The sequence below is a fragment of the Mycolicibacterium insubricum genome (assembly GCF_010731615.1).
GTDB lineage: Bacteria > Actinomycetota > Actinomycetes > Mycobacteriales > Mycobacteriaceae > Mycobacterium > Mycobacterium insubricum.
The window spans coordinates 3,262,450-3,287,783 of the sequence record NZ_AP022618.1 but is presented as its reverse complement, the minus strand read 5'-3'; the positions used below and the strand labels follow the sequence as shown (position 1 = coordinate 3,287,783).

Genomic DNA, 25,334 nt, shown 5'->3' with positions numbered 1-25,334 from the left:
AACCGAGCACTCCTGTTCGTCGGCTTGGGCTGATTTGTCGATTCGGGCAGGGGTGTCACCGCGGACTCACCGCACGAAGTAGATAACGGCGAACAGGGCGATCCAGACGATGTCGACGAAGTGCCAGTAGTAGGACACCACGATCGCCGCCGTCGCCTGGGCGGGAGTGAACTTGCTGAGCGTGGTGCGGATGAGCAGCAGCACGAACGCGATCAGACCGCCGATGACGTGCAGGCCGTGGAATCCGGTGGCCAGATAGAACACCGTGCCGTAGGCGCTGCCCGGGATGGTGGTGCCGTGCTGGACCAGGTGGATGTACTCATAGCCCTGGCCGGCGACGAAGAACGCACCCATGGCGAAGGTCAGCAGGTACCAGCGGCGCAGACCGAACACGTCGCCGCGCTCGGCGGCGAACACGCCCATCTGGCAGGTGAACGACGAGGCGATCAGCACCAGGGTCACCGGAACCGCGAGGTACAGGTTCAACTCGGTCGGTTCCGGCGGCCACCCGGTGGGGCCTGCCTGGGCGCGCGCGGTGAAGTAGATCGCGAACAATCCGGCGAAGAACATCAGCTCGCTGGAAAGCCACACGATGGTGCCGACACTGACCATGTTTGGCCTGTTCAGCGAATGCACGCGCGACGTGATTGCGGTTCCCGAAGTACCTACAGCGCTCGTCACAGGAGCAAGTATGACGCTTTGTAGTTGCTGAACTCCACCCGGGGAGGCATTTGGGTTTTTCAGTCGGATGCCGAGGCCCGTTGGTTCCCGCGGCCATGCGACGATTTCGGGGTGAGTGTGACCCCTGAGCAACCCGATGCCCAACCGACATGGCCGCAGGTCTTGGGCCGTTTGACCGAGCGCAAGGACCTCCTTCCCGGGCAGGCGACGTGGGCCATGGACCAGATCATGAAGGGCGTCGCCACGCCCGCACAGATCGCCGCCTTCGGCGTGTCGATGAAGATGAAGCGGCCCACCGCGGCCGAAGTGGGCGAGCTCGCCGACACCATGCTGAGCAATTCCCGGCGGCTGCCGACCCAGAAGATCGGCACCGACACCGTCGACATCGTCGGCACCGGGGGAGACGGCGCCAACACGGTCAACCTGTCGACGATGGCCTCCATCGTGGTGGCCGCGACCGGCGTTCCGGTGGTCAAACACGGCAACCGGGCTGCGTCGTCACTGTCCGGCGGCGCCGACACCCTGGAGGCGCTCGGGGTGCGCATCGACTTGGAGCCCGATGAGGTGGCCCGCTGCGTCTCCGAGATCGGCATCGGGTTCGCCTTCGCGCCGCTGTTCCACCCGTCCTACCGGCACGCCGTCAGTGCACGACGGGAGATCGGCGTTCCGACGGTGTTCAACCTGCTCGGGCCGCTGACCAACCCGGCCGGACCGCGCGCCGGCCTGATCGGCTGCGCGTTCGGCGACCTGGCGGAGGTGATGGCCGGGGTGTTCGCGGCGCGCCGCTCCAGCGTGCTGGTGGTGCACGGCGACGACGGCCTCGACGAGCTGACCACCACCACGACGTCGACCATCTGGCGGGTGCAGGCCGGGACCGTCGACCGGCTGACGTTCGACCCGGCCGGGTTCGGCTTCGCCCGCGCGCAGCTCTCTGATCTGCTCGGCGGTGATGCGGAAAGCAATGCCGCCGAGGCCCGGTCGGTGTTCTCCGGGGCGACCGGACCGGTGCGTGACGCGGTGATCCTCAACGCCGCCGGTGCACTGGTGGCCCACGCCGGGCTGACGGCCGGCGCGGAATGGCTGTCGGCCTGGGAATCCGGGCTCAGCCGCGCCGCCAACGCCATCGACTCCGGTGACGCTGGAAGGCTGCTGGCCCGCTGGGCGAAATTCACCCGACGGGGCTGAGCGCCGCCTCGGCGGCCCGGCGCGCCGACCGGGCGCGCTGCGACCACTGGGCCCAGCGGCCCACCGCCCCGGACGGGGTGGCCCAGCCGTCGTCGGCGCGCACGATCCGCACGCCCGGGCCGGCTAGCCAGCGTGCCAGCAGGGCGGTCTCCTCGACGAGCGCGCCGCCGAACGGCTCCGGGGTCATCAGCACGGTCTGGGCGCCCGCGCACAACGCGTCGACGACCGGCAGCGGTGGCACCCCGCGGGCGGCGATCCCGGCTGCGGCCAGCCGGCCGTGCCGGATGACCGCCAGCTCCCAGCCGCCGATGCCATCCGGTGCGGCCGCCACCAGCTCCGCCACCGCGACCAGGGCGCGCAACCGCTGGCCGCGCCACAGCGCGTCGACGGCCGTCGCGGTGTGATCGCGCAGCCGGGCGGCGGTCTCGAAGCGCCCGTCGGCGGCCACCTCGTCGACGCGGGCCACCGCGGCGGCCAGCGGCGCCGCGTCGTCGCCGTCGATCAGCACCGCCACCCGGGCCACCGCCGCCGCGTACTCGGTGGCCGTCGCGTGCTGGGCGGCCGGGCACGGTGCCACCTCACGCTCGCCGCAGGCATGCCGGGCGCCGCGGCCCAGCCGGTGCGTGCAACTGCGCAGACCGGTGAACCGGGTCAGCAGGGCGGCGGTGTCGGCGGCGTCGGCGCGCGCGGAGAACGGCCCGAGCACCCGGTCGTGTCCGGGCCGACGCACCGGGCGCAGCCGGGGGAACGGCTCGTCGGACAGCGCCAGCCACCACCAGCGCTGTGGGAACTTCGACCGCCGGTTGTACGGCGGGGCGTGCGCGGCCAGCAGCCGCAGCTCGCGCACCCCGGCTTCCAGCCCGTGCGCGCATTCGACGTGGTCGACGGCCTCGGCGAGGTTCACCATCTCCCGCATCCGATTGCGCGGATCGGCGCCGGTGAAGTACTGGCCCACCCGTCGGCGCAGATCCACCGCGGTGCCGACGTAGAGCACCTCGTCGCCTGGGCCGCGGAACAGGTACACGCCGGGCCGGTGCGGCAGGTCGCGGGCCAGCGACTTCTTGCGGCGCTGCGCCCCGGTGACGTTCTGCTGGTAGTCGCGCAGCTCGGGCAGGCTGTGGATGCCCTGGTTGCCGACCCGCTCGAGCAGCGCGTGCAGCACCTCGACGGTGGTCCGGGCGTCGTCCAGCGCCCGGTGGGTGGGTTGACACGTGGTGCCGAACAGCCCGGCCAGCGTCGCCAGCCGCACGCTGGGCGCCTCGTCGCGGGAGAGCACCCGTCGGGCCAGCCGCACCGTGCACAGCACCTGCGGCCGGGGCCAGTCGATGCCGCAGTCGGCGGCGGCGGCCTTGAGGAACCCGATGTCGAAGCCCGCGTTGTGGGCGACCAGCACCGCGCCGGCGGCGAACTCCAGGAACATCGGCAATACCGCGTCGATGCGCGGGGCGTCGCGGACCATGGCGCTGGTGATGCCGGTCAGCTCGACCACCCGGGGCGCGATCGCCCGGCCCGGGTCGACCAGGGTGGCGAATTCCCCCAGCACTTGCCCGCCGCGCACCTTGACCGCACCGATCTCGGTGATGGCGTCGTTGCCGGCGCTGCCGCCGGTGGTCTCCAGGTCGACCACCACGAACATCGTCGCCGCCAGGTCCACGCCGGTGTCGAGATCGGCGAAGCTCAGCTGAGCGGTCATGCCCGGGACGGTAGCGGGGGCCCCCGACAAGTCGAGCGGCGAGGCCCGGCACGTCGAGCGGCGAGGAACGAGCCGCGAAGAGCGTGACGGTTACCCACGCGGAGCCGCGAAGAGCTTGGCGGGACCGGACAGCACTGACATTGAGTTGTCGGTGCTGCCCGCTAGCGTCCCGACCGACGACGAAAGGACACGTGATGCGAGACGGTAGGACCACCGGGCAGGACTTCCCGGACGACGGGCCGATGGTGATCGACTGCGATGACTGTGCGGTCCGCGGTCCGGGCTGCCGCGACTGCGTGGTCAGCGTGCTGCTCGGGGTGCCCGAGACGTTGCTGGCCGACGAGCGGGCGGCGCTGGAGGTGCTCGCCGAGGCCGGTATGGCACCGCGGCTGCGACTGGTCCCGGTACACCGGGACCGGCGGCCGGGGGTGGCCTGAGGAGCCCCGGGGCCGCCGCCGACGCATTGGCGCCGCAACCCGATATCCGTTAACTTTGAGGGTCTGAGTCGGCCCCGTTGGACATCGCCGGTGACGTTTCGTAACCTAAATGAGACCTAAGGCGGTTCGGCGGCGGCGTGGCAACTCCGCGCCGAAGGCAGTTTAAGGACACAAATCTTGAGCTTTGTACGGATTGACCTGGCTAAACGCGTGCTCAGACCCCGTGTGCTCACCGTCATCGCGACGGTGGGAGTGTTGTCCGGGACACTGATGTCGGTGGGTCACGCCGACCCCGCCCAGGATCCGCTCGCCGAGCTCCGGGACCTGACCCGTCAGGCCGAGCAGACCAGCGAAGCCGTCAACGCCGCCCAGATCGATCTCAACAGCAAGGTCGCCGCGCAGACCGCCGCGGAGAACCAGCACACCCAGGACCTGGCCACCGCGGAGTCGGCGAAGACCACGCTGGGCAACTACCAGACCGATGTTGACAAGTTTGCCGTCGCCACCTACATGGGAGGCCGCACCGACGAGTTCAACGCCCTGCTGGTTGCCACCACCCCGCAGGGCCTGATCGACCAGCTCGCCGTCCAGGACATGGTCAATACCCAGATGCAGACCACCATGTCCAGCTTCCGGACCGCCCGCGACAACGCCGACCGTGCCGAGGCCGCCTCGGCCAAGTCCGCCGCCGAGGCCAAGACCGCCACCGAAGCCGCCGTCGCCGTCCGCAACGACCTGGTGAACAAGCAGAACGCGCTGGCGCTCAAGATCGCCGTGGTGAAGTCCCGGTACAACGTGCTGACCCCCCAGCAGCGCAACCAGTGGGCCAACCCGACCCCGGCCGTCCAGCCGCCCGCGATCCTGGCCGCTCCGGCGCCGGGACTGCCCGAGGCTGCTCCCGATGCGCCCGCGCCCGAGGCCGCCCCCGAGTCGCCTGCCGACGCAGTGCCGCCCGGCGACGTCGGGGCCCCCGAGGGGGTGACCGCCAGCCCGCTCGGTTCCACCGTCGTGCAGGCCGCGCTGACCCGCGTCGGATCTCCGTACTCCTGGGGCGCCGCCGGACCCGGCGCGTTCGACTGCTCCGGCCTGGTGATGTGGGCCTTCCAGCAGGCCGGCGTCTCACTGCCGCACTCCAGCCAGGCGCTGGCCCGCGGCGGCATGCCGGTCTCCCGGAGCGATCTGCAGCCCGGCGACGTGGTGAATTACTACGGTGACGCCTCGCACACCGGCATCTACGTCGGTGACGGCCTGGTGGTGCACGCCTCCACCTACGGCCAGCCGGTCCGGGTGGTGCCGCTCGACGGCGCCGGACCGTTCTACAACGCCCGTCGCTACTAGCCCGCCGCTACCAACCCGCCGCGGCCAGGTGGCCGACCGGCTGCGGTCGCTGTTGGCCGGCGTCTTCCTCGCCTGCATCGGTATCGCGGCACCGCTGACGGCCGGTCACACCCACCCCGATTCCGCTGCGCCACGGCCGAGCCCCCCGCCGGCGTACACCGGCCCGGTGAGCATCGCCCCGACCCTGCCCGACGGGCGCACGCTGCGATTCATCGGAGTCCCGGCCGCCCCCGGCGGCCCTGGCGCGGCCGTCGCCATCCGGGTCACCGCCGACATCGGCGCGGCCGCCGGCGCCGTCGACGCATTCTGGGGTCCCGACTGGCCGCGTGAGATCGTCGTCGAGATCACCGACACCGGAACCGAATTCGCCCACCGGACCGGACTGGCCGGCGCCGACATCGCCGCTGCGGCCGTCGCCGACCACATCGACGCCGCCACCCGCACGGCCACCGGCGCGCGGATCGTCCTGGCCCCCGGCGTACTTCAGATCTCCGAGCAGGACTTCCGAATCGTGTTGACCCATGAGCTCTTCCACTACGCCACCCGCGCCGTCACCGACACCGACGCGGCCCGCTGGGTGCAGGAGGGCGTCGCCGACTATGTGGCCCGCCCGGCCCCGGCGCCGGGCACCGCACCGGTCCCGGACCGGCTGCCCGCCGATGCCGACTTCACCGCCACCGACCCCGCGCAGCTGTCCGCTGCCTACGACCGGGCCTGGGGTTTCGCCCGCTACCTGGCCGCCCGCGGCGGCCCGGACCGGCTGCGGGAGTTCTACGCCCGGGCCGCCGGCGCGGGACACCCCGACGCCGGTGTCGCGTTGACGCAGGTGTTCGGCGCGACCGGGCGCGAACTGCTCGCCGGTTGGCGCGCGGCGGCCGAGCGCTAACCTGATCGGCGATGACGCGCATCCTCCTGGTCAGCAATGACTACCCACCCCGCCCGGGTGGCATCCAGTCCTACCTGGAACAACTGGTCACCCGGATGGCCGGTGAGCACGAGCTGACCGTGTACGCACCGCGGTGGAAGGGCAGCGCCGAGTACGACGAACGCGTCGCCGCCCGCGGGATCACCATCGTCCGCCACCGGAGCACACTGATGCTGCCCGAGCCCATGGTCGACGCCCGGATGCGGGCGCTGATCGCCGAGCGCGGCATCGAGACCGTGTGGTTCGGCGCGGCCGCTCCGCTGGCGCTGCTGGCCGACCGCGCCCGCGGCGCCGGGGCCCGGCGGGTGGTAGCCAGCACCCACGGCCACGAGGTCGGCTGGTCCATGCTGCCGGTGGCCGCCTCCGCGCTGCGCCGGATCGGGGACAGCACCGACGTGATCACCTTCGTCTCGCACTACACGCGACGCCGGTTCGCCGCGGCGTTCGGCCCGCACGCCGGTCTCGAGCACCTGCCGCCCGGGGTGGACACCGACCACTTCCGGCCCGACCCGGCCGCCCGCGCGGTGCTGCGGGAGCGCTACCGACTCGGCGACGCACCGACGGTGGTGTGCGTCTCCCGGCTGGTGCCCCGCAAGGGCCAGGACATGCTGATCCGCGCGCTGTCGCAGCTGCGCCGCCGGGTCGATGGCGCGGTGTTGGTGATCGTCGGCGGGGGACCGTACCGGGAGCATCTGCAGGCTCTGGCCGCCGAACACGGCGTCGCCGACCACGTGGTGTTCACCGGCAGCGTGCCCACCGACGAACTGCCCGCGCACTACGCCCTGGGCGACGTGTTCGCCATGCCGTGCCGTACCCGCGGCGCCGGCCTGGACGTCGAGGGCCTGGGCATCGTGTTCCTGGAGGCCTCGGCGACCGGCGTCCCGGTGGTGGCCGGAAACTCCGGGGGCGCACCGGAAACCGTGGTCGACGGCCGCACCGGCACCGTCGTCGACGGCCGCGACCTGGACCAGATCATCGATGCCATCGGCGACCTGCTGGCCGACCCGGCCCGGTCCGCCGCCGTCGGCGCGGCCGGCCGGGACTGGGTGTGTGCGCGCTGGCAGTGGCCCCGGCTGGCCACTCGGATGTCGGAGCTGCTGACGGGCTGAGCCTGCACCGGGTCAGTGCTTGGCGTACAGGCCCTCGATCGCGTCGGCGAACTTCTCGGCCACCACGTTGCGCTTGAGCTTCAGCGTGGGGGTGAGCTCGCCGGTCTCGACGGTGAAGTCCACCGGCAGGATGACGAACTTGCGGATCGACTCGGCATGGGACACCGCCGCGTTGGCGTTCTCGATCGCGCGGTCGATCTCGGCGGTCAGATCCGGGTCGGTCGCCAGCTCACCGACGGTTGCGTCGGCGGCCTTGCCGTGGTGTTCCTTCCACGCCGGCCAGGCCTCCGGGTCGATGGTGATCAGCGCGGCGATGAACGGCTGCGCATCACCGACGGCCATCGCCTGGGAGATCAGCGGGTGCGCCCGCAGCTGGTCCTCCAGCACGGCCGGCGCGACGTTCTTGCCGCCGGCGGTGACGATGATCTCCTTCTTGCGGCCGGTGATCTTCAGGAACCCGTCGTCGTCGACGGTGCCGATGTCACCGGTGTAGAACCAGCCGTCGTGCACGGCGTCGGCGGTGGCCTTCTCGTTCTGCCAGTAACCGTGGAACACCACGCCGCCGCGGACCAGCACCTCGCCGTCGTCGGCGATGCGCATGCTGTTGCCGCCCAGCAGCTTGCCGACGGTGCCGACCCGCATGTCGTCCATCCGGTTCACCGTGATGGCCGCACACGTCTCGGTCAGTCCGTAGCCCTCGTAGATGGTCAGCCCGACGCCGCGGTAGAAGTGGCACAACCGGGCGCCCAGCGGCGCGCCGCCGGAGATCGAGGCCACGCAGTCGCCACCGAGGGCGGCCTTGAGCTTGTGATAGACCAGCTTGTCGAACAGCGCGTGCTTGGCGCGCAGCAGCAGGCCCGGGCCGCCGGGGGTGTCCAGCGCCTCGCTCCAGGCGATGGCGGTGTCGGCGGCGATGTGGAAGATCTTGCCCTTGCCGGCGTTGAAGGCGTTCTGCTCGGCGGTGTTGTAGACCTTCTCGAACACCCGCGGCACCGACACCACGATGGTCGGCTTGAACACCGCGAACATCGGGATCAGGTTCTTAATGTCGCTGGTGAAGCCGACCGTCACCCGGTTGTGCATGGCCGCCATGGCGATCGCCCGGGCCAGCACGTGCGCCAGCGGCAGGAACACCAGCAAACGCTGCGACTGCTTGAGCAGGTCCGGCACCGCGTCCTTGGCGCCCCGGATCTCGTAGATCAGGTTGGAGTGCGTCAGCTGGCAGCCCTTGGGCCGGCCGGTGGTGCCCGAGGTGTAGATCATGGTGGCCGGATCCGAGGCGCGCAGCCCGGACACCCGGCGCTGCACCTCAGCCGGTTCGACGTCGGCGCCGTCGACGGTCAGCGTCTCGATGGCCGACGGGCCGGATCCCTCGATCTGCAGGATGGCGCGCAGGGCGGGCAGCCCCGGGGCCAGCTTCTCGGCCATCTCGCGGTGCTCGTCGGTCTCCGCCAACAGCAGCACCGCGCCGGAATCCTCCAGCACCCACTGGATCTGGTCCGAGGACGAGGTCTCGTAGATCGGCACGGTCAGCGCGCCGACGGACAGGATCGCCAGGTCCAGGATGGCCCACTCGTAGCGGGTCGCCGACAGCAGCGCCACCCGGTCGCCGGGGACCACGCCGCGGGCGATCAGGCCGCGGGCCACACTGCGGATCTGGTCGGCGGCCTGCGCGCAGCTGACGTTGGTCCAGACGCCGTCGATCAATCGTTGATAGATCGGGTAGTCCGGATGCGTCGCCGCGTTCTCGTAGACCGCCGATACCACGTTGTCCTGTTCGCCGACGACAAAGGACGCGGGGGCATTGAATTCGCGCACGGGCAAAACCTCTTCCGGTGTGGTTGCTGTCGGATAGCTTAGACACCCGCCTCGACCGAGTGTGACTGTGCTCACCTTGGACCGGTATGTGAAGCTAGCCCGATGAACAGCTACCAGATCGCCGACGAGACGTTCGTGGCCGCCGATCCCGCCCTCGTCGGTGCGGTCGTCGGCGACCCCGCCCGCTGGCGGCGGTGGTGGCCCGATCTGCGGTTGACGGTCATCGAGGAGCGCGGACCGGCCGGCGTTCGCTGGCAGGTCGCCGGGCCGCTGACCGGGACCATGGAGATCTGGCTGGAGCCCGAGCTCGACGGGGTGATCCTGCACTACTTCCTGCACGCCGAACCCACGGGCGTCGCCGATACCGCCACCCTCGATCTCGCCGGTGCCACCGGTAAGGCTCGTGCTCGCAGAACTACACGGCCCGCCGACCTTGCCGAGCTGAACCACCGGCGCCGGGTGGCCGGCAAGAAAATGTCTTTCGAGGTCAAGGCGGAGCTGGAGCGGGGCCGCGGCGTCGGCATGCCGCCGGCGTCCTGACCGACCCGCCGCCGCGCCGGGCGGGTACCGTTTTCCCCAAACCTTCCGGCTTCAGCGGCGCAGCAGTGACCGGCGCCGGACAACCAGACAGGCAGCGCAGACGTGGCGGACAAGACGGCACAGACCATCTACATCGAGGCGGACCCGGCGACGGTGATGGACGTCATCGCCGACATCGGCTCCTACCCGGAGTGGGTCAAGGAGTACAAGGAGACCGAGGTCCTGGAGACCTTCGCCGACGGCAACCCCAAAACGGCGCGGCTGGTGTTGGACGCCACGGTGCTCTCCGACACCATGGTGCTGGAGTACGAGTGGGCCGCGGACCGCAGCTGGGTGCGCTGGTGGCTGGTGTCCAGCTCGCTGCTGCGGGCCCTCGACGGCGCCTACCGGCTGGCGCCGGCGGGCACCGGCACCGAGGTCACCTATGAACTGTCGGTCGACCTGATGATCCCGATGATCGGCCTGCTCAAGCGCAAGGCCGAGCGACGGCTCACCGATTCCGCGCTCAAGGACCTGAAGAAGCGGGCCGAGGGCTGACCCCGAGTCCCGGCGCCGCGAGAATCGCCCTGTTCGTCGGCAAGGGCGGGGTGGGCAAGTCCACCCTGGCCTGCGCGACGGCGGTGCGGGCCGCCCGCGACGGCGAGCGGGTGCTGATCGTCTCCACCGACCAGGCGCATTCCCTGGGCGACGTCCTCGGCGTCGACGTGCCGCCCGGTGGCCCGGACGCGGCGGTGCGGGTGCTCGACGGCGAGTTCGACGGCCCCCTCGACGCGCTCGCGCTGGACACCCTGGCGCTGCTGGAGCAGGGCTGGCGTAGCGCCGCCGAGGTGGTCGCCCAGCGCTACCCGGACTCCGAGATCGGCGACCTGGCTCCCGAGGAGCTGTCCGCGCTGCCCGGGATCCAGGAGGTTCTGGGTCTGCACACCGTCGCCGAACTGGCCGACGGTGGCCGCTGGGACCTGGTGGTGGTGGATTGCGCGTCCACCGCCGACGCGCTGCGGATGCTGACGCTGCCCGGCGCGTTCGGGCTGTACCTGGAGCGGGCCTGGCCGCAGCACCGCCGGCTGTCCTCGGTCACCGACCGGTCCGGCGCCGCCGTCGTCACGCTGCTGGAGCGGATGGCCGCCGGGATGGACGGGCTGAGCGCGCTGCTCGGCCGGGGGGACCGGGTCGGCGCGCACCTGGTGCTGACCCCGGAGAAGGTGGTGGCCGCCGAGGCCGTCCGCACCCTGGGTGCACTGTCGCTGATGGGCGTGCGGGTCGACCGGCTGATCGTCAACCAGGTTCTGCTGCAGGACGATTCCTACGAGTACAGCAACCTGCCGGAGCATCCGGCGTTCGACTGGTACGCCGCGCGGATCAACGAACAGCAGCGGGTGCTGGCCGAGCTGTCGGTGACCATCGGCGATGTGGAGCTGGCGCTGGCGCCGCACTTCCCGGGCGAACCGATCGGCCCGGCGTCGCTCGGGGAACTGCTCGACGCCGTCGTCTACCGCAACGGCGCGGCACCGCCGGGCCCGCTGCGACCGGTCGTCGACCTGGAATCGGGGTCGGGGCTGGGGAGCATCTACCGGATGCGGCTAGAGTTGCCACAGGTCGACTCGGGTTCCCTGACGCTGGGCCGGGTCGACGATGACCTGGTCATCGGAACCGGTGGCCTACGCCGACGGGTGCGGCTGGCGTCGGTGCTGCGCCGCTGTACCGTCGTCGACGCCGCACTTCGCGGCACCGAACTGACCGTGCGTTTTCGACCGAATCCGGAGGTGTGGCCGGCGTGACTGGTTCGCACGGTGATATCGGTCCCGAGCTGCGCCAACTGGCGCAGCTGATTCTGGACCGACTCGATCCGGCGGTGCGTGCCGCCGCGGCGCTGGCCGCCGGGTCGGGCGAGGGTCCCTGCCAGCAGGTGTGGTGCCCGGTCTGCGCCCTGGTCGCGCTGATCAACGGGGAGCAGCACCCGCTGCTGGACACGCTCGGCGAGCACAGTGTGGCGCTGCTGGCGATCGTCCGGGCGATGCTCAAGGTCGACGACCCGGGGGCCCCGGCGGCTGCGCCGAGCCCGCCGCCGCCGGACCGGCCGACCGGGCCGCCGGAGGCGCCGGCGGCCGAGCCGGCCGGTGCCGAGGACGCGGCCCGGGCCACCAACGGCCGGTACCAGCCGATCACGGTGATTCTCCAAGAAACCACTGACGACTGAGAATGAGCGCGCCGCAGGCGCGGTGGGTAGAGTTGCGCACGTCGAGTGCAACGGCACAGCGGGCCCTCCGGGTGCGCAGATCCGGGAGGGTACATGTGGTACTGGTTGTTCAAGTACGTCTTTCTGGGTCCGCTGCTCTATGTCATCGGGCGGCCGAAAACCCAAGGCTTGGAGCATCTTCCGTCCAACGGGTCGGCGATCCTGGCCAGTAACCACCTGGCGGTGATGGACAGCTTCTTCCTGCCGCTGATGGTGCGCCGCCGGATCACCTTCCTGGCCAAGCAGGAGTACTTCACCGGCACCGGGGTCAAGGGCCGGTTCCTGGCCTGGTTCTACACCGTCGTCGGCCAGGTGCCGATCGACCGCACCGACGCCGACTCCGCGCAGGCCGCCCTGGACACCGCCAAGCGGATCCTGGACCAGGGCAAGCTGCTCGGCATGTACCCCGAGGGCACCCGCAGCCCCGACGGCCGCCTCTACAAGGGCAAGACCGGGCTGGCCCGGCTCGCGCTGGAGACCGGTGTGCCCGTCATCCCGGTGGCGATGGTCGGCACCAACGTGGTCAACCCACCCGGCGCCCGCTTCCTGCGGTCCGGGAAGGTCGAGGTCCGGTTCGGCAAGCCGATGGACTTCTCCCGCTTCGACGGCATGGCCGGCAACCGGTTCATCGAGCGCGCCGTCATCGACGAGGTGATGTACGCCCTGATGGAGCTGTCCGGCCAGGAGTACGTCGACGTCTACGCCGCCAGCCTCAAGGAGACTGCAGCGCCGGAGCTGCCGAGTCCGACGTCGTCTCGACTGCCGGAGTCCGCGGCGGGCTGACCGGGCGGCGGCGGCAGACCGCCCCGATGGCCACGATCGCCGCCAACGCCCACCACAGATACGACGTACCGACCAGCTGACGCCACAGCGCGGCCTCGGACTCGTGGTGCTCGGGCATGAGCAGCATCGGGTAGCTGGTGGCCAGCACCAGCCCGGCGCCGGTGATCACCCACAGCGCGACACTGCGCCACCGGGCCGCCAACACGCCCGTGGTGAGCAGCGACGGCAGGATCCACACCCAGTGGTGCGACCAGGACACCGGCGACACCACCAGGCCGAACAGCGCCACCGCGATCAGCGCCAGCATCGGCTGGCCCGCCCGCATGGCCCCGCGGCCGGCCCACACCGTCGCCGCCAGCACCAGCAGCGTGCACGCGGCCCAGATCAGCATCCGCGGCTCGGCGGCCAGGCCCAACCGGGCCAGCGCGGCGGAGATGTTCTGGTTGGTGTTCAGCGTGGGCGTCCCGATCCGGTCGGTGTCGTGGATCGTCGTCGTCCAGTACCGCACCGAATCGCTCCAGGCCAGCGCGAACCCCAGCGCCGTCGCCACCAGGAAGGTGATGCCCGAGGTGACGGCGGCCCGCACGTCGCGGCGCAGCAGGAAGTAGAGGATGAACACCGCGGGCGTGAGCTTCAGCGCGATGGCCACGCCGAGCAGCAGGCCGCGCGGCCAGGGGGTGCGCCGGGGCGCGCAGTCGGCGATCACCAGCGCCATCAGCACCACATTGATCTGGCCGAAGTCGAACGTTGCGTGCAGCGGTTCCAGCGCCACCGACGCGACGGCGCTGATCCCGACCGCCAACCACCAGCGGTCGGCCGGGCGGCCCGGGCACACGTCGAGCCGGGTCAGCACCAGCCCCGTCGACACCACCACCAGCACCAGGGTCAGCACCGTGATGGCGGCGCTGGCCGCCGGCAACGGCAACCAGGCGAACGGCGCGAAGAAGATCGCCGCCAGCGGGGGATAGGTGAAGGGCAGATTGATGCCCGGCCGGGTGTGGAACAACGAGGTCGCCGCATACAGCGGCTGGTCGTTCAGCCACGCACGCCCGCCCATCCGGTAGACGTCGATATCGATGCGGTAGGGCACGTGGGCATACAGCCACCAGCCCGCCGCCAGGAAAGCGATCGCCGCGACCACCCGGAACGCCGGCCTGCCGGCCAGCCCCCGCAGGGTCGCTTCTGTACCCGTGTCGGGCTGCCGCGTCATCATGTTCCCTCCAGGGTAGCGGCCGACCCGTCCCACCTGCGAAAGCCGGATAGGGTGCCGTGGTGCGGTACTTCTATGACACCGAGTTCATCGACGACGGGCGCACCATCGAGCTGATCTCCATCGGAGTGGTGGCCGAGGACGGCCGTGAGTACTACGCGGTGTCCACCGAGTTCAACCCCGACGACGCCGGGCCCTGGGTGCGCACCCACGTGCTGCCCAAGCTGCCGTCGCCGTCGTCGCAGGTGTGGCGGTCGCGGCGCCGGATACGGGAGGACCTGGAGGAGTTCTTCGGCATCGACGGGCCCGAACCGGTCGAATCGGACGTCGCTGGGCCTCGTGCTCGCAGAACTACACTGCTCGCCGAACCCATCGAGCTGTGGGCCTGGGTCGGCGCCTACGACCACGTCGTGCTGGCCCAGCTGTGGGGCCCGATGACCGGACTGCCGCGCGAGATCCCCCGGTTCACCCGGGAGATGAAGCAACTGTGGGAGGACCGGGGCCGCCCGGCGCTGCCGGCGCTGCCCGACGACAACCACGACGCGCTGGTCGACGCTCGGCACAACCGGGCCAAGTTCCAGGCGATTCTGGCGCAGACAACCCGCGCAGACAACCCGCGCGGTTAGCCGGCGGCTTCGTCGCCGCGCACCGCGGCCAGCAGGTCCTCACGGGCCCGGGCGACCCGCGAGCGGATGGTGCCCACCGGGCAGCCGCACACCTCGGCGGCCTCCGCATACGACAGCCCCAGCACCTGGGTCAGCAACAGGGCGTGCCGGCGGTCGGTGTCCAGGCCGTCGAGCAGCATCTGGACCTCGATGACCTCCTCGAACCGGCCGCTGGTGCGCCGGCTCTCCAGCACCCGGTCCAGGTCCACGGTGTAGGCCGCCCGCGGGCGGGCCTGGTTGTGCCGAATCTGGTCGACCACGACGCGGCGGGCGATGGACAGCAGCCAAGTCTTGGCCGAGGACCGCCCGGTGAACCGGGGCAGCGAACCGATCGCCCGCAGGAAGGTCTCCTGGGTCAGATCGTCGGCGGTGCCGGGATCGCCGAGATAGGCCACCGACCGCCACACATCGCGCTGGGTGGCCTTGATGAACTGCTCCAATGCCGACGGATCGCCACGCCCGGCCGCCAGTGCCAGCCAGGTAACCTGGTCGTCGCCGGGGGAATCCACGCCGTGATGGTAGCCGATGCGACCCGTCGGGAACTTTTCGGCAACCCCGCGCGACAATAGGTAACTGAGGCCGATTCCGGCCGGCACCACCCAGCGGCACCGCGCCGCGCACCGTCAAGGAGTACCCGTGACCGTCGAGGTAGCGCCGCCGCACGCGCAGCCGCGCCGGGTGCGCCTGGACGTCGGCGGCATGACCTGCGCGGCGTGCGCTGCCCGGGTCGAGACCAAACTCAACCGGACACCCGGGGTGCACGCCTCGGTGAACTTCGCGACCGGCGTCGCCACCATCGACGTGCCGGACACCGTCGACGACGCCGCCCTGTGCGCGGTGGTCACCAAGGCCGGCTACGAGGCGGCCCCGCACGTCGACGGCGCCAAATCCGGACCCGACACCGACGACGACCACGCCCGCGACCTGCTGCGCCGACTGCTGGTGGCCGCGGTGCTGTTCGTGCCGCTGGCCGACCTGTCGGTGATGTTCGCGGTGGTGCCCAGCAGCCGCTTCGACCACTGGCAGTGGGTGCTGCTGGGGCTGGCCGCCCCGATCGTCACCTGGGCGGCCTGGCCGTTCCACAAGGTGGCGCTGCGCAACGCCCGGCACGGCACCTCGTCGATGGAGACGCTGATCTCGGTCGGGGTGACCGCCGCCACCTGCTGGTCGCTCTACACCATGTTCGGTCCCGCCTCGCGGCACCACGACCAGCCGGCCGGTATCTGGGCGGCGCTGACCGGCAGCGACGCGATCTACCTCGAGGTCGCCGCCGGGGTCACGGTGTTCGTGCTGGCCGGCCGGTACTTCGAGGCCCGCGCCCGGGCCAAGGCCGGCGGCGCGCTGCGCGCCCTGGCCGCGCTGAGCGCCAAGAACGCCGCGGTGCTGATGCCCGACGGCAGCGAGCTGGTGATCCCCGCCGACGAGCTCAAGGAAGGCCAGAAGTTCGTGGTCCGGCCGGGTCAGACCATCTCCGCCGACGGCCTGGTGGTCGACGGCGGCGCCGCCGTCGACATGAGCGCGATGACCGGCGAGGCCACCCCGGTGCGCGCCAACCCGGGCGCCAAGGTCATCGGCGGCACCGTGGTGCTCGACGGCCGCCTGGTGGTGGAGGCCGCCGCCGTCGGCGCCGACACCCAGTTCGCCGGCATGGTCCGCCTCGTCGAGGAGGCCCAGGCGCAGAAGGCCGACGCCCAGCGGCTGGCCGACCGGATCTCGGCGGTGTTCGTCCCGGTGGTGCTGGTGATCGCCGCGTGCACGCTGGCCGGCTGGCTGCTGGCCGGCGCCGACGTCGACAAGGCGCTGGGCGCCGCGCTGGCGGTGCTGGTCATCGCCTGCCCGTGCGCGCTGGGCCTGGCCACCCCGACGGCGATGATGGTGGCCTCGGGCCGTGGCGCCCAGCTCGGCATCTTCCTCAAGGGCTACCGCGCGCTGGAGGCGATCAAGGCCGTCGACACCGTGGTCTTCGACAAGACCGGCACGCTGACCGTCGGGCATCCGGTGGTCACCGAGGTGACCGCCGCGCCCGGCTGCGACGACGCCGAGGTGCTGGCGCTGGCCGCCGCCGTGGAGACCGCCAGCGAGCACGCACTGGCGGTGGCCATCACCACCGCGGCCGCCGAGGTGCCCGGGTCGGTCACCGACTTCGCCGCGATCGCCGGCAACGGGGTCACCGGCCTGGTCGACGGGCACCGGGTGGCGGTGGGCCGGCCGTCCTGGGTGGCCCGCTCGGCGCGGATCCCCGCCGAACTGGCTGACGCCCGGCGCTGCGCGGAGCACCGCGGCGAGACGGTCGTCTACGTCGCCGTCGACGACGTGGCCTGCGCCGCGATCGCCGTCGCCGACACCGTCAAGGACTCCGCCGTCGGGGCCATCGCGGCGCTGCATGAGCGTGGGCTGCGCACTGTGCTGCTGACCGGCGACAACGCCGCGACCGCCGCCGCCGTCGCCGAGCAGGTCGGCATCGACGAGGCGATCGCCGATGTGCTGCCCGAGGGCAAGGTCGACGTCATCGAGCAACTGCGCGCCGGCGGCCGGGTAGTGGCGATGGTCGGCGACGGGATCAACGACGGCCCGGCGCTGGCGTCGGCGGATCTGGGCCTGGCGATCGGGCGCGGCACCGACGTGGCGATCGGTGCGGCCGACGTCATCCTGGTGCGCGACAACCTCGACGTCGTGCCGCAGGCCCTGGACCTGGCCCGGGCCACCATGCGGACCATCCGGGTCAACCTGGCGTGGGCGTTCGGCTACAACGTGGCGGCCATCCCGATCGCGGCGGCCGGCCTGCTCAACCCGCTGATCGCCGGCGGGGCGATGGCATTCTCGTCGTTCTTTGTGGTGTCAAACAGCCTGCGGCTGCGTAATTTCGGATCGGAGGACTAGCCCCATGGCCCAGCAGATTTTCGGTGTGACCGGCCTGCATTGCAAGAGTTGCGTGGCGACGGTGACCGAGGCGCTGGAGGCGCTGCCCGGCGTGTCGGCGGTGCAGGTGGACCTCGACCCGAACGGCGCGTCGCAGGTCCGGGTGGAGGCCGCCGGTGAGCTGTCGAGCGAGCAGGTGCAGGCCGCGCTGGCCGAGGAAGGCGCCTACACCCTCGTCTGAACGGCCTGGCGCCCCGGGCTACTGCCGGTGCTTGGACAGCTCGGCGAGCATGGCGTTGTAGGCGTCGAGGTCGTCGTCGCCGTAGTCGGCGTCGGCGTGCCGGTCCGAGCGGCGCGCTGCTCGGCGGTCCGACCCCGCCCACTGGGCGACCAGTGCGATCACCACGATGATCACCGGTAGCTCGCTCGATCCCCAGGCGATCGAACCGCCCAGGTGCTGGTCGTCGACCAGGCTGTCCACCCACGGCAGGGCCAGGTACCGGTAGAAGGTGCCGCCGATGACGTTCTCCATGGTCATCAGCGCGATGCCGAAGAACGCGTGGAACGGCATCACTGCGAACAGCAGCGCCAGCCGGCCCAGGAACGGCAGCCGCTTCGGGCCGGGGTCGATGCCGATGATCGCCCAGAAGAACAGATAGCCGGTGATCAGGAAGTGCGTGCTCATCAGCTCGTGGCCCCAGTGGTAGCGGACCAGGTGGTCGAACAGGCTGGTGAAGTACACGATGTACAGCGACGCCACGAACAGGACGAAGGCCGTCACCGGGTGGGACAGGAACGTCGTCACCCGCGAGTGCACCAGGGTCAGCAGCCACTCCCGCGGGCCCGGCGGGTGGCCGTGGCCGGCCGGGTGCAGGGTCCGCAGCGCCAGGGTCACCGGCCCACCCAGCACCAGTAGCACCGGCACGAACATGTTGAGCAGCATGTGCTCGGCCATGTGCACGCTGAACATCGCCGAGCCGTAGGCCCGCAGTCCGGAACTGGTGTCGAACACCAGCAGCGCGCAGCCGGACAGCCAGGACACCAGCCGGCCGGTGGACCAGGTGTCACCCCGGCGGCGCAGCAGCAGGTATCCGGCCAGGTACGCCGCCGCGGCCACCACCCCGGCCGCGCCCAGGAAGGTGTCGAACCGCCACGTCGTCAGGATGCGCACCAGCGTCGGGGGGCCGGGCAGCGAATAGCCCAGGAAGATATCCCAGACGGTGAACCGGTGGTTCAGCAGCCGCGGCGCGGCCTGGACGGCCATCGCGGAGACGGCGGCCAGCACGCCGAGCATCGCCAGCGCGGTGGTCCTGGACGCGACGGCGGGTCGCCCGCGTCGCCAGCCGAGAACGTCGGTGCCGGTCACCGCGACCAGCGCCAGCGCCGCGGCCAGCAGCAGCCGGCCGTAGTCGGTGTGGATCAGGTCGGCGGGCCCGTCGAGCAGGACGACGGCCAGCAGCAGACCGTAGAGCAGGGCGATCGCTCCGGCCGCGGTCTGCACCGCGGCGATGCGCCGGTGCAGCTCGGGCGCGGGATCGCCGACGGCTGCGGCGATCCGCAGTCCGGCGGAGACGGCCAGCATCACGGCGAAGACGATGGCAGAGCTGGTCGCGTAGTCGTGGCCGGGGCCCTGACCGGCGTTGCCGGAGACCGGCAGCGCCACCAGCGCGATCGCGGCCGGAATCGCCAGCACCACGTGCGGCACCCAGCGCAGGGTCAGCCGCAGCGTCACCACGACGACCGCCGCGCCGATCGCCACCACGATCCAGGCCCGGGCCAGCTCGGACACCGCGACGGCGTCGAACAGGCCGCCGCCGCCCAGCAGTTCGGTCAGCGATGCGCCGGCGTTGTTGGCGGCCTGCACCGCGATCATCGGCACCGCGGTGAGCAGCCAGACCAGGGCGGCGATCTCACCGAGCCGGTGCACCCGGAACGCGGCCGCGTCGATGACCCCGCGGCCGTCGGGTGTCGCGGTGATCACCACGTAGACCAGCGCGCCGAGGGTGACGGCCCCGGCGAGCGTCGCGGTGAAGAAGCCGAGGGTCCCGACGAGGTCGGTGGTCGCACCCGGGTAGGGCAGCCGGGCGTCGGCGAAGCGCCGCGCGCCGGTGGCCAGCGTCAGAACCGCCAGTGCCGTACCGGCGGCGGCCCAACCCGCGGCCAACCACCAGTTACGCCTCATTCCCGCCATATTACGACCGTCGGTCGTAGACCCGGGGGCCGCCGGGAGTGCGGCGTGCGTCGATCGATTCACCCCGCTGGGCGCAGGTGCCCGCGGCGGCGCGCCGGGGTGGAATCCTCGGGCGGCACCACGTCGGCCAGTACCGGCGTCGCGGCGGCCGGGGGACCGGAGGGCCGGCGGGCTCCGCGCCACACCAGCACCGCCAGGACGGTCCCGGCCAGCACCGGCAGGTGCGACAGCATCCGCATGCCGGACACCGCGCCGCCGACGGCGTCGGCGACCACATAGCCGGTCAACGCCACGCTGAACACCGCCAGCACCCCGGCCAGGCCAGCCGCGGCGGCGGGCCCCAGCGCCGCACCGATCATCATCACGCCCAGGGCTACCGACCAGGCCGTGGACTCGTTGAGCAGATGCCCCCCGCCGTGGCCGACACCCAGGTCGCCGGTCGCGGCCTGCGCCAGTGCCAGCGCCACCTGCACGACGCCGACGGCGCCCAGACCGATCCGGGCCACCGGCCACGCCCGGCGGGTGGCCGCCGGTGCGGGGTCCGGATCGGCGACGACGGCCGGCCCGGTCGACTCCCTGCCACCGAGGGCCCGGAGCAACTGGGCCTGGGCGGTCGCGCGGGCCTGCCAGTCGGCGCAGTCCGGACACCCGGCGAGGTGCTCGTCGACCCGGGCCGAGGGCACCGGTTCGCGTTCGCCGTCGATGCGCGCCGAGATCGCTTCCCGCGCGACGTCGCAGTCCATGTTCTCTATAGTCGCGCACGCGGGCCGGTTTTCTCCCGGCGATCCCACGATGGTGGCGCTTTGCCGGTCGCCGCCGGGAAAAATGGCTGTTGGCGTGCGGCTACCATGGGTGGGTGAACTGGACCGTCGACGTACCGATCGAACAGCTGCCGTCGTTGCCCCCGTTGCCCGACGATCTGCGGGACCGGCTCGATGCTGCGCTGTCCCTTCCGGCGCTTCAGCAGCCCAGCTGGGACCCCGATCAGGCCAAGGCCATGCGCACCGTGCTGGAGAGTGTGCCGCCGATCACCGTGCCGACCGAGGTCGAGCGGCTCAACGCGGCGCTGGCCCAGGTCTGCCGCGGCGAGGCGTTCCTGCTGCAGGGCGGCGACTGCGCCGAGACGTTCGCCGACAACACCGAGCCGCACATCCGCGCCAACATCCGCACCCTGCTGCAGATGGCCGTGGTGTTGACCTACGGCGCCAGCATGCCGGTGGTCAAGGTCGCCCGGGTCGCCGGCCAGTACGCCAAGCCGCGCTCGTCCGACATCGATGCGCTGGGCCTGAAGTCCTACCGCGGTGACATGGTCAACGGCTTCGCCGCCGACGCCGCGGTGCGCGAGCACGATCCGTCCCGGCTGGTCCGCGCCTACGCCAACGCCAGCGCCGCGATGAACCTGGTCCGGGCGCTGACCGCCAACGGACTGGCGTCGCTGCACCTGGTGCACGACTGGAACCGCGAGTTCGTCCGCACGTCGCCGGCCGGGGCCCGCTACGAGGCGCTGGCCGGGGAGATCGACCGGGCGCTGCGCTTCATGAACGCCTGCGGCGTCAACGACCGCAACCTGGAGGCCGCGGACCTCTACGCCAGCCATGAGGCGCTGGTGCTCGACTACGAGCGCGCCATGCTGCGGCTGGCCGACGATTCCGACGAGGCCGGCGCGAACTTCAAGCTCTACGACCTGTCGGCGCACTACCTGTGGATCGGTGAGCGCACCCGCCAGCTCGACGGTGCCCACATCGCGTTCGCCGAGGTGATCGCCAACCCGATCGGTGTGAAGATCGGACCGACGACCAGTCCGGAACTGGCCGTCGAGTACGCCGAGCGGCTCAACCCCAAGAACGTCCCGGGCCGGCTGACCTTCGTGTCCCGGATGGGCAACGGCAAGGTGCGCGACGTGCTGCCGGGCATCATCGAAAAGGTGCAGGCCTCCGGCCACCAGGTGATCTGGCAGTGCGACCCGATGCACGGCAACACCCACGAGGCCTCCACCGGCTACAAGACACGACACTTCGACCGGATCGTCGACGAGGTGCAGGGCTTCTTCGAGGTGCACAACGCGTTGGGCACCCACCCGGGCGGTATCCACGTCGAGATCACCGGCGAGAACGTCACCGAATGCCTCGGCGGCGCGCAGGACATCTCCGACGACGACCTGGCCGGCCGCTACGAGACCGCCTGCGATCCCCGGCTGAACACCCAGCAGAGCCTGGAGCTGGCGTTTTTGGTCGCCGAGATGCTGCGCGGCTAAGCGAAGCGACAGCGCAGCAGCCTCGGCGTTCGGACACCGCCGAGATGCTGCGCGGCTAAGCGAAGCGACAGCGCAGCAGCCTCGGCGTTCGGACACCGCCGAGATGCTGCGCGGCTAAGCGAAGCGACAGCGCAGCAGCCTCGGCGTTCGGACACCGCCGAGATGCTGCGCGGCTAAAACAGTGTGCTGACGTTGGCCCCCAGGGACCAACCGCCGGCGGCGGTGAGCGCGGTCAGCACCAGCACCACCAGCACGGCGATCAGCAGGTTGCGCCGGCCGCGTTGGCGTTCCCAGACGAAATCGGCGACGGCGATGCCGGCGAACCGGCCCGACGGATCGTCGTCATCGTCGTCGGGTTCGTCGTCGTCCCAATCCTCGTCGTCCCAGTTCTCGTCGTCGAGACGGGGTTCGGGCGGCCGGGGACGCGAATGCCGGTCGGTCATCGGCTCCGGCGCCGGGTCGCGGACGAACTGCCGGGTGGCCGCGCGGGGCCGCTCGGGTGGCCGGGCGGTCTCGGTGGCCACCGGATCGTGGTCACCGTCGGTGCCGCGCCGGGGAGCCGGTACCCGGAACGCCGGCAGTCCCAGCTCGTCGGCGATGCGGTCCAGGTCGGCACCGATCTCGTCGGCGTCGCGGTAGCGCTCGTCGCGGTTGCGCCGGGTGGCCCGGGCGACGAACTCGTCGAACTGCACCGGGACCCCGTCGATCGCCGAACTGGGCGGGGGGACGTCGTCGTCGACGCGCCGGTAGGCCACCGTCAGCGGCGAGTCACCGGCGAACGGGGTCTGGCCGGTCAACAGCTCGAAGGTCAGCACGCCCAGGGCGTAGACATCGCTGCGCGGATCGGCGTCGCCGGTCTGCACCTGTTCCGGCGACAGGTAGGCCGCAGTGCCCAGAATGACGCTGGTGGAGGTGATTCCGGCCTGGGCCAGCGCCCGCACCAGCCCGAAATCAGCCAGTTTCACCTCGCCGTCGGTGGAGATCAGCACGTTCTCCGGCTTGATGTCGCGGTGGATCAACCCGGCCCGGTGGGCGACGGCCAGCCCGGCCAGCACCGGCCGCAGCACCGCCGCGACGGCGTGCGGTGGCATCGGCCCGCGCTCGCGCAGCAGTTCCCGCAGCGTTCCGCCGCGGACCAGCTCCATCACCAGGAAGGGGCGGTGCAGATCCACGCCCTGGTCGTAGACCGCCACCAGCGCGGGATGGGCCAGTCGGGCCACCGCGGTGGCCTCCAGCCGGAACCGGGTGAGGAACTGCTGGTCGCCGGCATAGCGGGAGTCCATGACCTTGATCGCCACCGGCCGGTCCAGCCGCAGGTCCACCCCGCGGTAGACCGTCGACATCCCGCCGGACGCGATGACGTCGTGCACGCGGTAGCGGCCGTCGAAGGCCGCGCCTACCAACTCGTCCGGTGCCACCGGCTCATCGTAGGGGCCCACCAGCCGCCGAACGCGGCAACGCCGCCCTACACTGGGCCCGGTGAGCAGCATTCCCGCCGGTGAGGACGTTCTGGACCCCGACGAACCCGTGTACACCCTGCCGGAAGTCGCCGACTTGCTGGGCATCCCGATCACCAAGGTGCATCAGCAGCTGCGGGAACACCATCTGGTGGCGGTGCGGCGCAACAAAATTCCGGTGATCCCGACGGCGTTCTTCTCCCCGGGCGGCCAGGTCGTCAAGCATCTCAACGGTTTGTTGGCCGTGCTCTACGACGGCGGCTACAGCGACACCGAGATCCTGCGCTGGCTGTTCACCCCGGACGAGTCGTTGACGGTCACCGTCGACGGTTTCTCGGAGAAGGTGGCCAATTCGCGCCCGGTCGACGCCCTGCGGTCACATCAGGCGCGCGAGGTTATGCGCCGGGCGCAGGCGAGCGCCTTCTAGTCCCGCCGAGGACCGAGGCGCGCAGCCCGGCGAGTTCCTCGTCGCTGCGCGACAGGTAGTACCAGGCACCCAACGCGCAGGCCGTCGCCAATGCCACGTGCAGCCAGGAATACATGCCGTGGCTGCCGTCGGGCTTGAAGATCACCATCACCCAGGTGGAGAAACCGGCCACCGCGGCCAGCGCGGGCCGCGACGCCAGCAGCGGCGCGGCGACGGCCAGCGGCCAGGAGTAGTACCAGGGCAGCGCCGCGGGGACGAACAGCACCACCACCACCATCGCCCAGCTCATCCCGGTCAGCACCTGCCGATCGGTGCGCCGAAAGCGCCACCACAGCAGGGGTAGCGCCATCGCGATGATCGCCACGCCGACGATCCGGGCCACGTCGAGGACGGCGTAGAACTGCACCGTGGTGAACAGGCCGCCGATCGCATTGGCCAGGTTGGCCACCGCGGTCGGGACGGTCAGCCAGTTGATGATCTTGACCGAACCGGCCAGCGCGGTCAGCCAGCCCAGCCCGACCCCGGCCGCCAGCGACGCCGCCGCGAATACACCGATGAAGACCAGCACGGAGCTCACCCCGGCGACGACGAACGCTACCGGGTCGGCGTATCCGCGGTTGCGGTGCAGCCGGCGCATCCACACCCACACCAGGAACGGCGCGGCCACCCCGGCGGTGGCCTTGACGGCGGTGGCCAGCGCTACCAGCGCCATGCCGGAGACCGGCCGGTCACCGAACATCAGCGCGATGCCGGCCGTCATCAGGCCGACCATCAGCATCTCGTTGTGCACCCCGCCCATCAGGTGGATCAGCACCAGGGGGTTGAGCACGCAGACCCACAGCGCGGTCGCGGCGTTGGCGTTGAGATGCCGGGAGATCCGGATGGTGGCCCAGATCAGCAGCGCCAGCCCGGGCAGCATGCACAGCCGCAGGAGCATCGCCCCGGCCACCACGTTGTCGCCGGTGATCTGGGTGATGAACTTGGCCACCAGGATGAACGCCGGGCCGTAGGGGGCCGTCGTCGTCGTCCAGATCGGGCTGACGTTGTCCAGCAGCACGTTGGTGTTGTGGATCGGGCCGACGGCGTAGGGATCGAAACCGTCGCGCAGCAACGCGCCTTGGGCCAGGTAGGAGTAGGTGTCCCGGCTGAACAGCGGAACCGATGCGAGCATCGGCGCCAGCCAGAAGCCGGTGGTGGCGATCATGGTGGTGACGGTGGTCGTCCCGGTCAGGGCGCGCCGGCCCAGCCACAGCCAGGCGGCGAGCATCACTGCGACACCGCCCCACAGCAACACCGACGACAGCACCAGTCCGTGGCCGAAGCGCACCCAGGACAGGTGCAGGTGTTCCAGCAGGGGATCGTGGATGCGGGTGCTACCGGCCCCCAGGCCGCCCGCGGTGATCGCCAGCGCGCCGAACAGGCCGAGCACGGCGGGCCGGCCGTCGTCGGAGCGGGCGAATTCGGTCAGCCGCCGCCACGCGGTGCGCAGTGCGGCGGGCTGGGTTCCGGTTTCCGGGGGTGTCATG

24 protein-coding genes are annotated in these 25,334 nt (G+C 71.3%); 15 read left to right on the top strand and 9 right to left on the bottom strand.

What is annotated here, in order from left to right:
• Positions 1-66: 66 nt before the first annotated feature.
• On the bottom strand, positions 67-681 hold the full coding sequence (ctaE, locus tag G6N16_RS15555) for an aa3-type cytochrome oxidase subunit III (RefSeq protein ID WP_083029787.1): 615 nt from the start codon (positions 679-681) through the stop codon (positions 67-69).
• A gap of 111 nt (positions 682-792) precedes the next feature.
• Here ctaE and trpD point away from each other — a divergent pair, with 111 nt between their 5' ends.
• Positions 793-1,866, top strand: a complete 1,074-nt coding sequence (gene trpD / locus G6N16_RS15550; RefSeq protein ID WP_083029786.1) for an anthranilate phosphoribosyltransferase — start codon at positions 793-795, stop codon at positions 1,864-1,866.
• On the opposite strand, the gene G6N16_RS15545 is transcribed toward trpD, so the two are convergent.
• A complete protein-coding gene (locus G6N16_RS15545; RefSeq protein ID WP_083029785.1) occupies positions 1,850-3,559 on the bottom strand; it encodes a DEDD exonuclease domain-containing protein in 1,710 nt (569 codons plus the stop codon). The genes trpD and G6N16_RS15545 overlap by 17 nt on opposite strands.
• Positions 3,560-3,801: 242 nt before the next feature.
• Here G6N16_RS15545 and G6N16_RS15540 point away from each other — a divergent pair, with 242 nt between their 5' ends.
• From G6N16_RS15540 to G6N16_RS15525, 4 genes are all read left to right on the top strand, one after another.
• Complete coding sequence (locus tag G6N16_RS15540; protein WP_110810763.1) at positions 3,802-3,996, top strand: hypothetical protein; 195 nt, start codon at positions 3,802-3,804, stop codon at positions 3,994-3,996.
• A gap of 210 nt (positions 3,997-4,206) precedes the next feature.
• Complete coding sequence (ripC, locus tag G6N16_RS15535) at positions 4,207-5,334, top strand: peptidoglycan hydrolase RipC (RefSeq protein ID WP_268948409.1); 1,128 nt, start codon at positions 4,207-4,209, stop codon at positions 5,332-5,334.
• 28 nt (positions 5,335-5,362) lie between these two features.
• The gene (locus G6N16_RS15530; RefSeq protein ID WP_110810759.1) at positions 5,363-6,220 is read left to right on the top strand and encodes a peptidase; all 858 of its coding nucleotides are present in this window, start codon (positions 5,363-5,365) and stop codon (positions 6,218-6,220) included.
• Positions 6,221-6,231: 11 nt separating this feature from the next.
• Positions 6,232-7,368 carry a glycosyltransferase family 4 protein gene (locus G6N16_RS15525; RefSeq protein ID WP_083029783.1) on the top strand — a complete coding sequence of 379 codons (1,137 nt, stop codon included), beginning with the start codon at positions 6,232-6,234 and terminating at the stop codon, positions 7,366-7,368.
• 12 nt (positions 7,369-7,380) lie between these two features.
• Here G6N16_RS15525 and G6N16_RS15520 read toward each other — a convergent pair whose 3' ends face one another.
• Positions 7,381-9,186 (bottom strand): AMP-dependent synthetase/ligase, encoded by a 1,806-nt coding sequence (locus G6N16_RS15520; RefSeq protein ID WP_083029782.1) that lies wholly within the window; start codon positions 9,184-9,186, stop codon positions 7,381-7,383.
• Positions 9,187-9,288: 102 nt separating this feature from the next.
• Here G6N16_RS15520 and G6N16_RS15515 point away from each other — a divergent pair, with 102 nt between their 5' ends.
• From G6N16_RS15515 to G6N16_RS15495, 5 genes are all read left to right on the top strand, one after another.
• On the top strand, positions 9,289-9,726 hold the full coding sequence (locus G6N16_RS15515) for a polyketide cyclase / dehydrase and lipid transport (RefSeq protein WP_083029781.1): 438 nt from the start codon (positions 9,289-9,291) through the stop codon (positions 9,724-9,726).
• Positions 9,727-9,828: 102 nt separating this feature from the next.
• Entirely contained in the window at positions 9,829-10,263 is a 435-nt protein-coding gene (locus G6N16_RS15510) for an SRPBCC family protein (protein ID WP_083029780.1), read from the top strand.
• Positions 10,260-11,504 (top strand): ArsA family ATPase, encoded by a 1,245-nt coding sequence (locus tag G6N16_RS15505; protein ID WP_083029779.1) that lies wholly within the window; start codon positions 10,260-10,262, stop codon positions 11,502-11,504. Before G6N16_RS15510 ends, G6N16_RS15505 begins: the two co-directional genes overlap by 4 nt.
• Positions 11,501-11,923: a hypothetical protein gene (locus tag G6N16_RS15500; RefSeq protein WP_083029806.1), complete on the top strand. Its 423-nt coding sequence runs from the start codon at positions 11,501-11,503 to the stop codon at positions 11,921-11,923. The genes G6N16_RS15505 and G6N16_RS15500 overlap by 4 nt, the downstream gene beginning before the upstream one ends.
• A 93-nt stretch (positions 11,924-12,016) precedes the next feature.
• On the top strand, positions 12,017-12,745 hold the full coding sequence (locus G6N16_RS15495; RefSeq protein ID WP_083029778.1) for a lysophospholipid acyltransferase family protein: 729 nt from the start codon (positions 12,017-12,019) through the stop codon (positions 12,743-12,745).
• Here G6N16_RS15495 and G6N16_RS15490 read toward each other — a convergent pair.
• A complete protein-coding gene (locus tag G6N16_RS15490; RefSeq protein ID WP_407663660.1) occupies positions 12,675-13,958 on the bottom strand; it encodes a glycosyltransferase 87 family protein in 1,284 nt (427 codons plus the stop codon). The genes G6N16_RS15495 and G6N16_RS15490 overlap by 71 nt on opposite strands.
• A gap of 59 nt (positions 13,959-14,017) precedes the next feature.
• Here G6N16_RS15490 and G6N16_RS15485 point away from each other — a divergent pair, with 59 nt between their 5' ends.
• On the top strand, positions 14,018-14,581 hold the full coding sequence (locus G6N16_RS15485; RefSeq protein ID WP_083029804.1) for a polyadenylate-specific 3'-exoribonuclease AS: 564 nt from the start codon (positions 14,018-14,020) through the stop codon (positions 14,579-14,581).
• On the opposite strand, the gene sigC is transcribed toward G6N16_RS15485, so the two are convergent.
• A complete protein-coding gene (gene sigC, locus G6N16_RS15480) occupies positions 14,578-15,129 on the bottom strand; it encodes an RNA polymerase sigma factor SigC (protein WP_083029803.1) in 552 nt (183 codons plus the stop codon). The genes G6N16_RS15485 and sigC overlap by 4 nt on opposite strands.
• 127 nt (positions 15,130-15,256) lie before the next feature.
• Here sigC and G6N16_RS15475 point away from each other — a divergent pair, with 127 nt between their 5' ends.
• Entirely contained in the window at positions 15,257-17,500 is a 2,244-nt protein-coding gene (locus tag G6N16_RS15475; protein WP_268948405.1) for a heavy metal translocating P-type ATPase, read from the top strand.
• Positions 17,501-17,504: 4 nt separating this feature from the next.
• Positions 17,505-17,720 (top strand): heavy-metal-associated domain-containing protein, encoded by a 216-nt coding sequence (locus G6N16_RS15470; RefSeq protein WP_083029777.1) that lies wholly within the window; start codon positions 17,505-17,507, stop codon positions 17,718-17,720.
• An 18-nt stretch (positions 17,721-17,738) separates the two neighbouring features.
• Here G6N16_RS15470 and G6N16_RS15465 read toward each other — a convergent pair whose 3' ends face one another.
• Positions 17,739-19,661 carry a cytochrome c oxidase assembly protein gene (locus G6N16_RS15465; RefSeq protein WP_234805757.1) on the bottom strand — a complete coding sequence of 641 codons (1,923 nt, stop codon included), beginning with the start codon at positions 19,659-19,661 and terminating at the stop codon, positions 17,739-17,741.
• 68 nt (positions 19,662-19,729) lie between these two features.
• Positions 19,730-20,413, bottom strand: coding sequence for a zf-HC2 domain-containing protein (locus G6N16_RS15460; RefSeq protein WP_083029775.1), 684 nt, complete (start codon positions 20,411-20,413; stop codon positions 19,730-19,732).
• Positions 20,414-20,526: 113 nt separating this feature from the next.
• On the opposite strand from G6N16_RS15460, the gene G6N16_RS15455 reads away from it, so the two are divergent.
• Positions 20,527-21,924, top strand: a complete 1,398-nt coding sequence (locus G6N16_RS15455; protein WP_083029774.1) for a class II 3-deoxy-7-phosphoheptulonate synthase — start codon at positions 20,527-20,529, stop codon at positions 21,922-21,924.
• A 173-nt stretch (positions 21,925-22,097) separates the two neighbouring features.
• Here the strand turns inward: G6N16_RS15455 and G6N16_RS15450 are convergent, their stop codons facing one another.
• Positions 22,098-23,327 carry a protein kinase domain-containing protein gene (locus G6N16_RS15450; RefSeq protein WP_407663697.1) on the bottom strand — a complete coding sequence of 410 codons (1,230 nt, stop codon included), beginning with the start codon at positions 23,325-23,327 and terminating at the stop codon, positions 22,098-22,100.
• Between the two features lie 76 nt (positions 23,328-23,403).
• Here G6N16_RS15450 and G6N16_RS15445 point away from each other — a divergent pair, with 76 nt between their 5' ends.
• Positions 23,404-23,808, top strand: coding sequence for an Rv2175c family DNA-binding protein (locus G6N16_RS15445; RefSeq protein WP_083029772.1), 405 nt, complete (start codon positions 23,404-23,406; stop codon positions 23,806-23,808).
• Here G6N16_RS15445 and G6N16_RS15440 read toward each other — a convergent pair.
• Positions 23,777-25,333, bottom strand: coding sequence for an alpha-(1->6)-mannopyranosyltransferase A (locus tag G6N16_RS15440; protein WP_083029771.1), 1,557 nt, complete (start codon positions 25,331-25,333; stop codon positions 23,777-23,779). The two genes, G6N16_RS15445 and G6N16_RS15440, sit on opposite strands and share 32 nt — an antisense overlap.
• Between the last annotated feature and the right edge of the window lies 1 nt (position 25,334).

Bases quoted from the DNA above. Each gene is read 5' to 3' on its own strand.
- G6N16_RS15545 (WP_083029785.1), bottom strand. From the start codon at position 3,559: ATGACCGCTCAGCTGAGCTTCGCCGATCTCGACACCGGCGTGGACCTG.
- G6N16_RS15540 (WP_110810763.1), top strand. From the start codon at position 3,802: ATGGTGATCGACTGCGATGACTGTGCGGTCCGCGGTCCGGGCTGCCGC.
- G6N16_RS15525 (WP_083029783.1), top strand. From the start codon at position 6,232: ATGACGCGCATCCTCCTGGTCAGCAATGACTACCCACCCCGCCCGGGT.
- G6N16_RS15515 (WP_083029781.1), top strand. From the start codon at position 9,289: ATGAACAGCTACCAGATCGCCGACGAGACGTTCGTGGCCGCCGATCCC.
- G6N16_RS15495 (WP_083029778.1), top strand. From the start codon at position 12,017: ATGTGGTACTGGTTGTTCAAGTACGTCTTTCTGGGTCCGCTGCTCTAT.
- G6N16_RS15490 (WP_407663660.1), bottom strand. From the start codon at position 13,958: ATGATGACGCGGCAGCCCGACACGGGTACAGAAGCGACCCTGCGGGGG.
- G6N16_RS15470 (WP_083029777.1), top strand. From the start codon at position 17,505: ATGGCCCAGCAGATTTTCGGTGTGACCGGCCTGCATTGCAAGAGTTGC.
- G6N16_RS15465 (WP_234805757.1), bottom strand. From the start codon at position 19,661: ATGAGGCGTAACTGGTGGTTGGCCGCGGGTTGGGCCGCCGCCGGTACG.
- G6N16_RS15460 (WP_083029775.1), bottom strand. From the start codon at position 20,413: ATGGACTGCGACGTCGCGCGGGAAGCGATCTCGGCGCGCATCGACGGC.
- G6N16_RS15440 (WP_083029771.1), bottom strand. From the start codon at position 25,333: ATGACACCCCCGGAAACCGGAACCCAGCCCGCCGCACTGCGCACCGCG.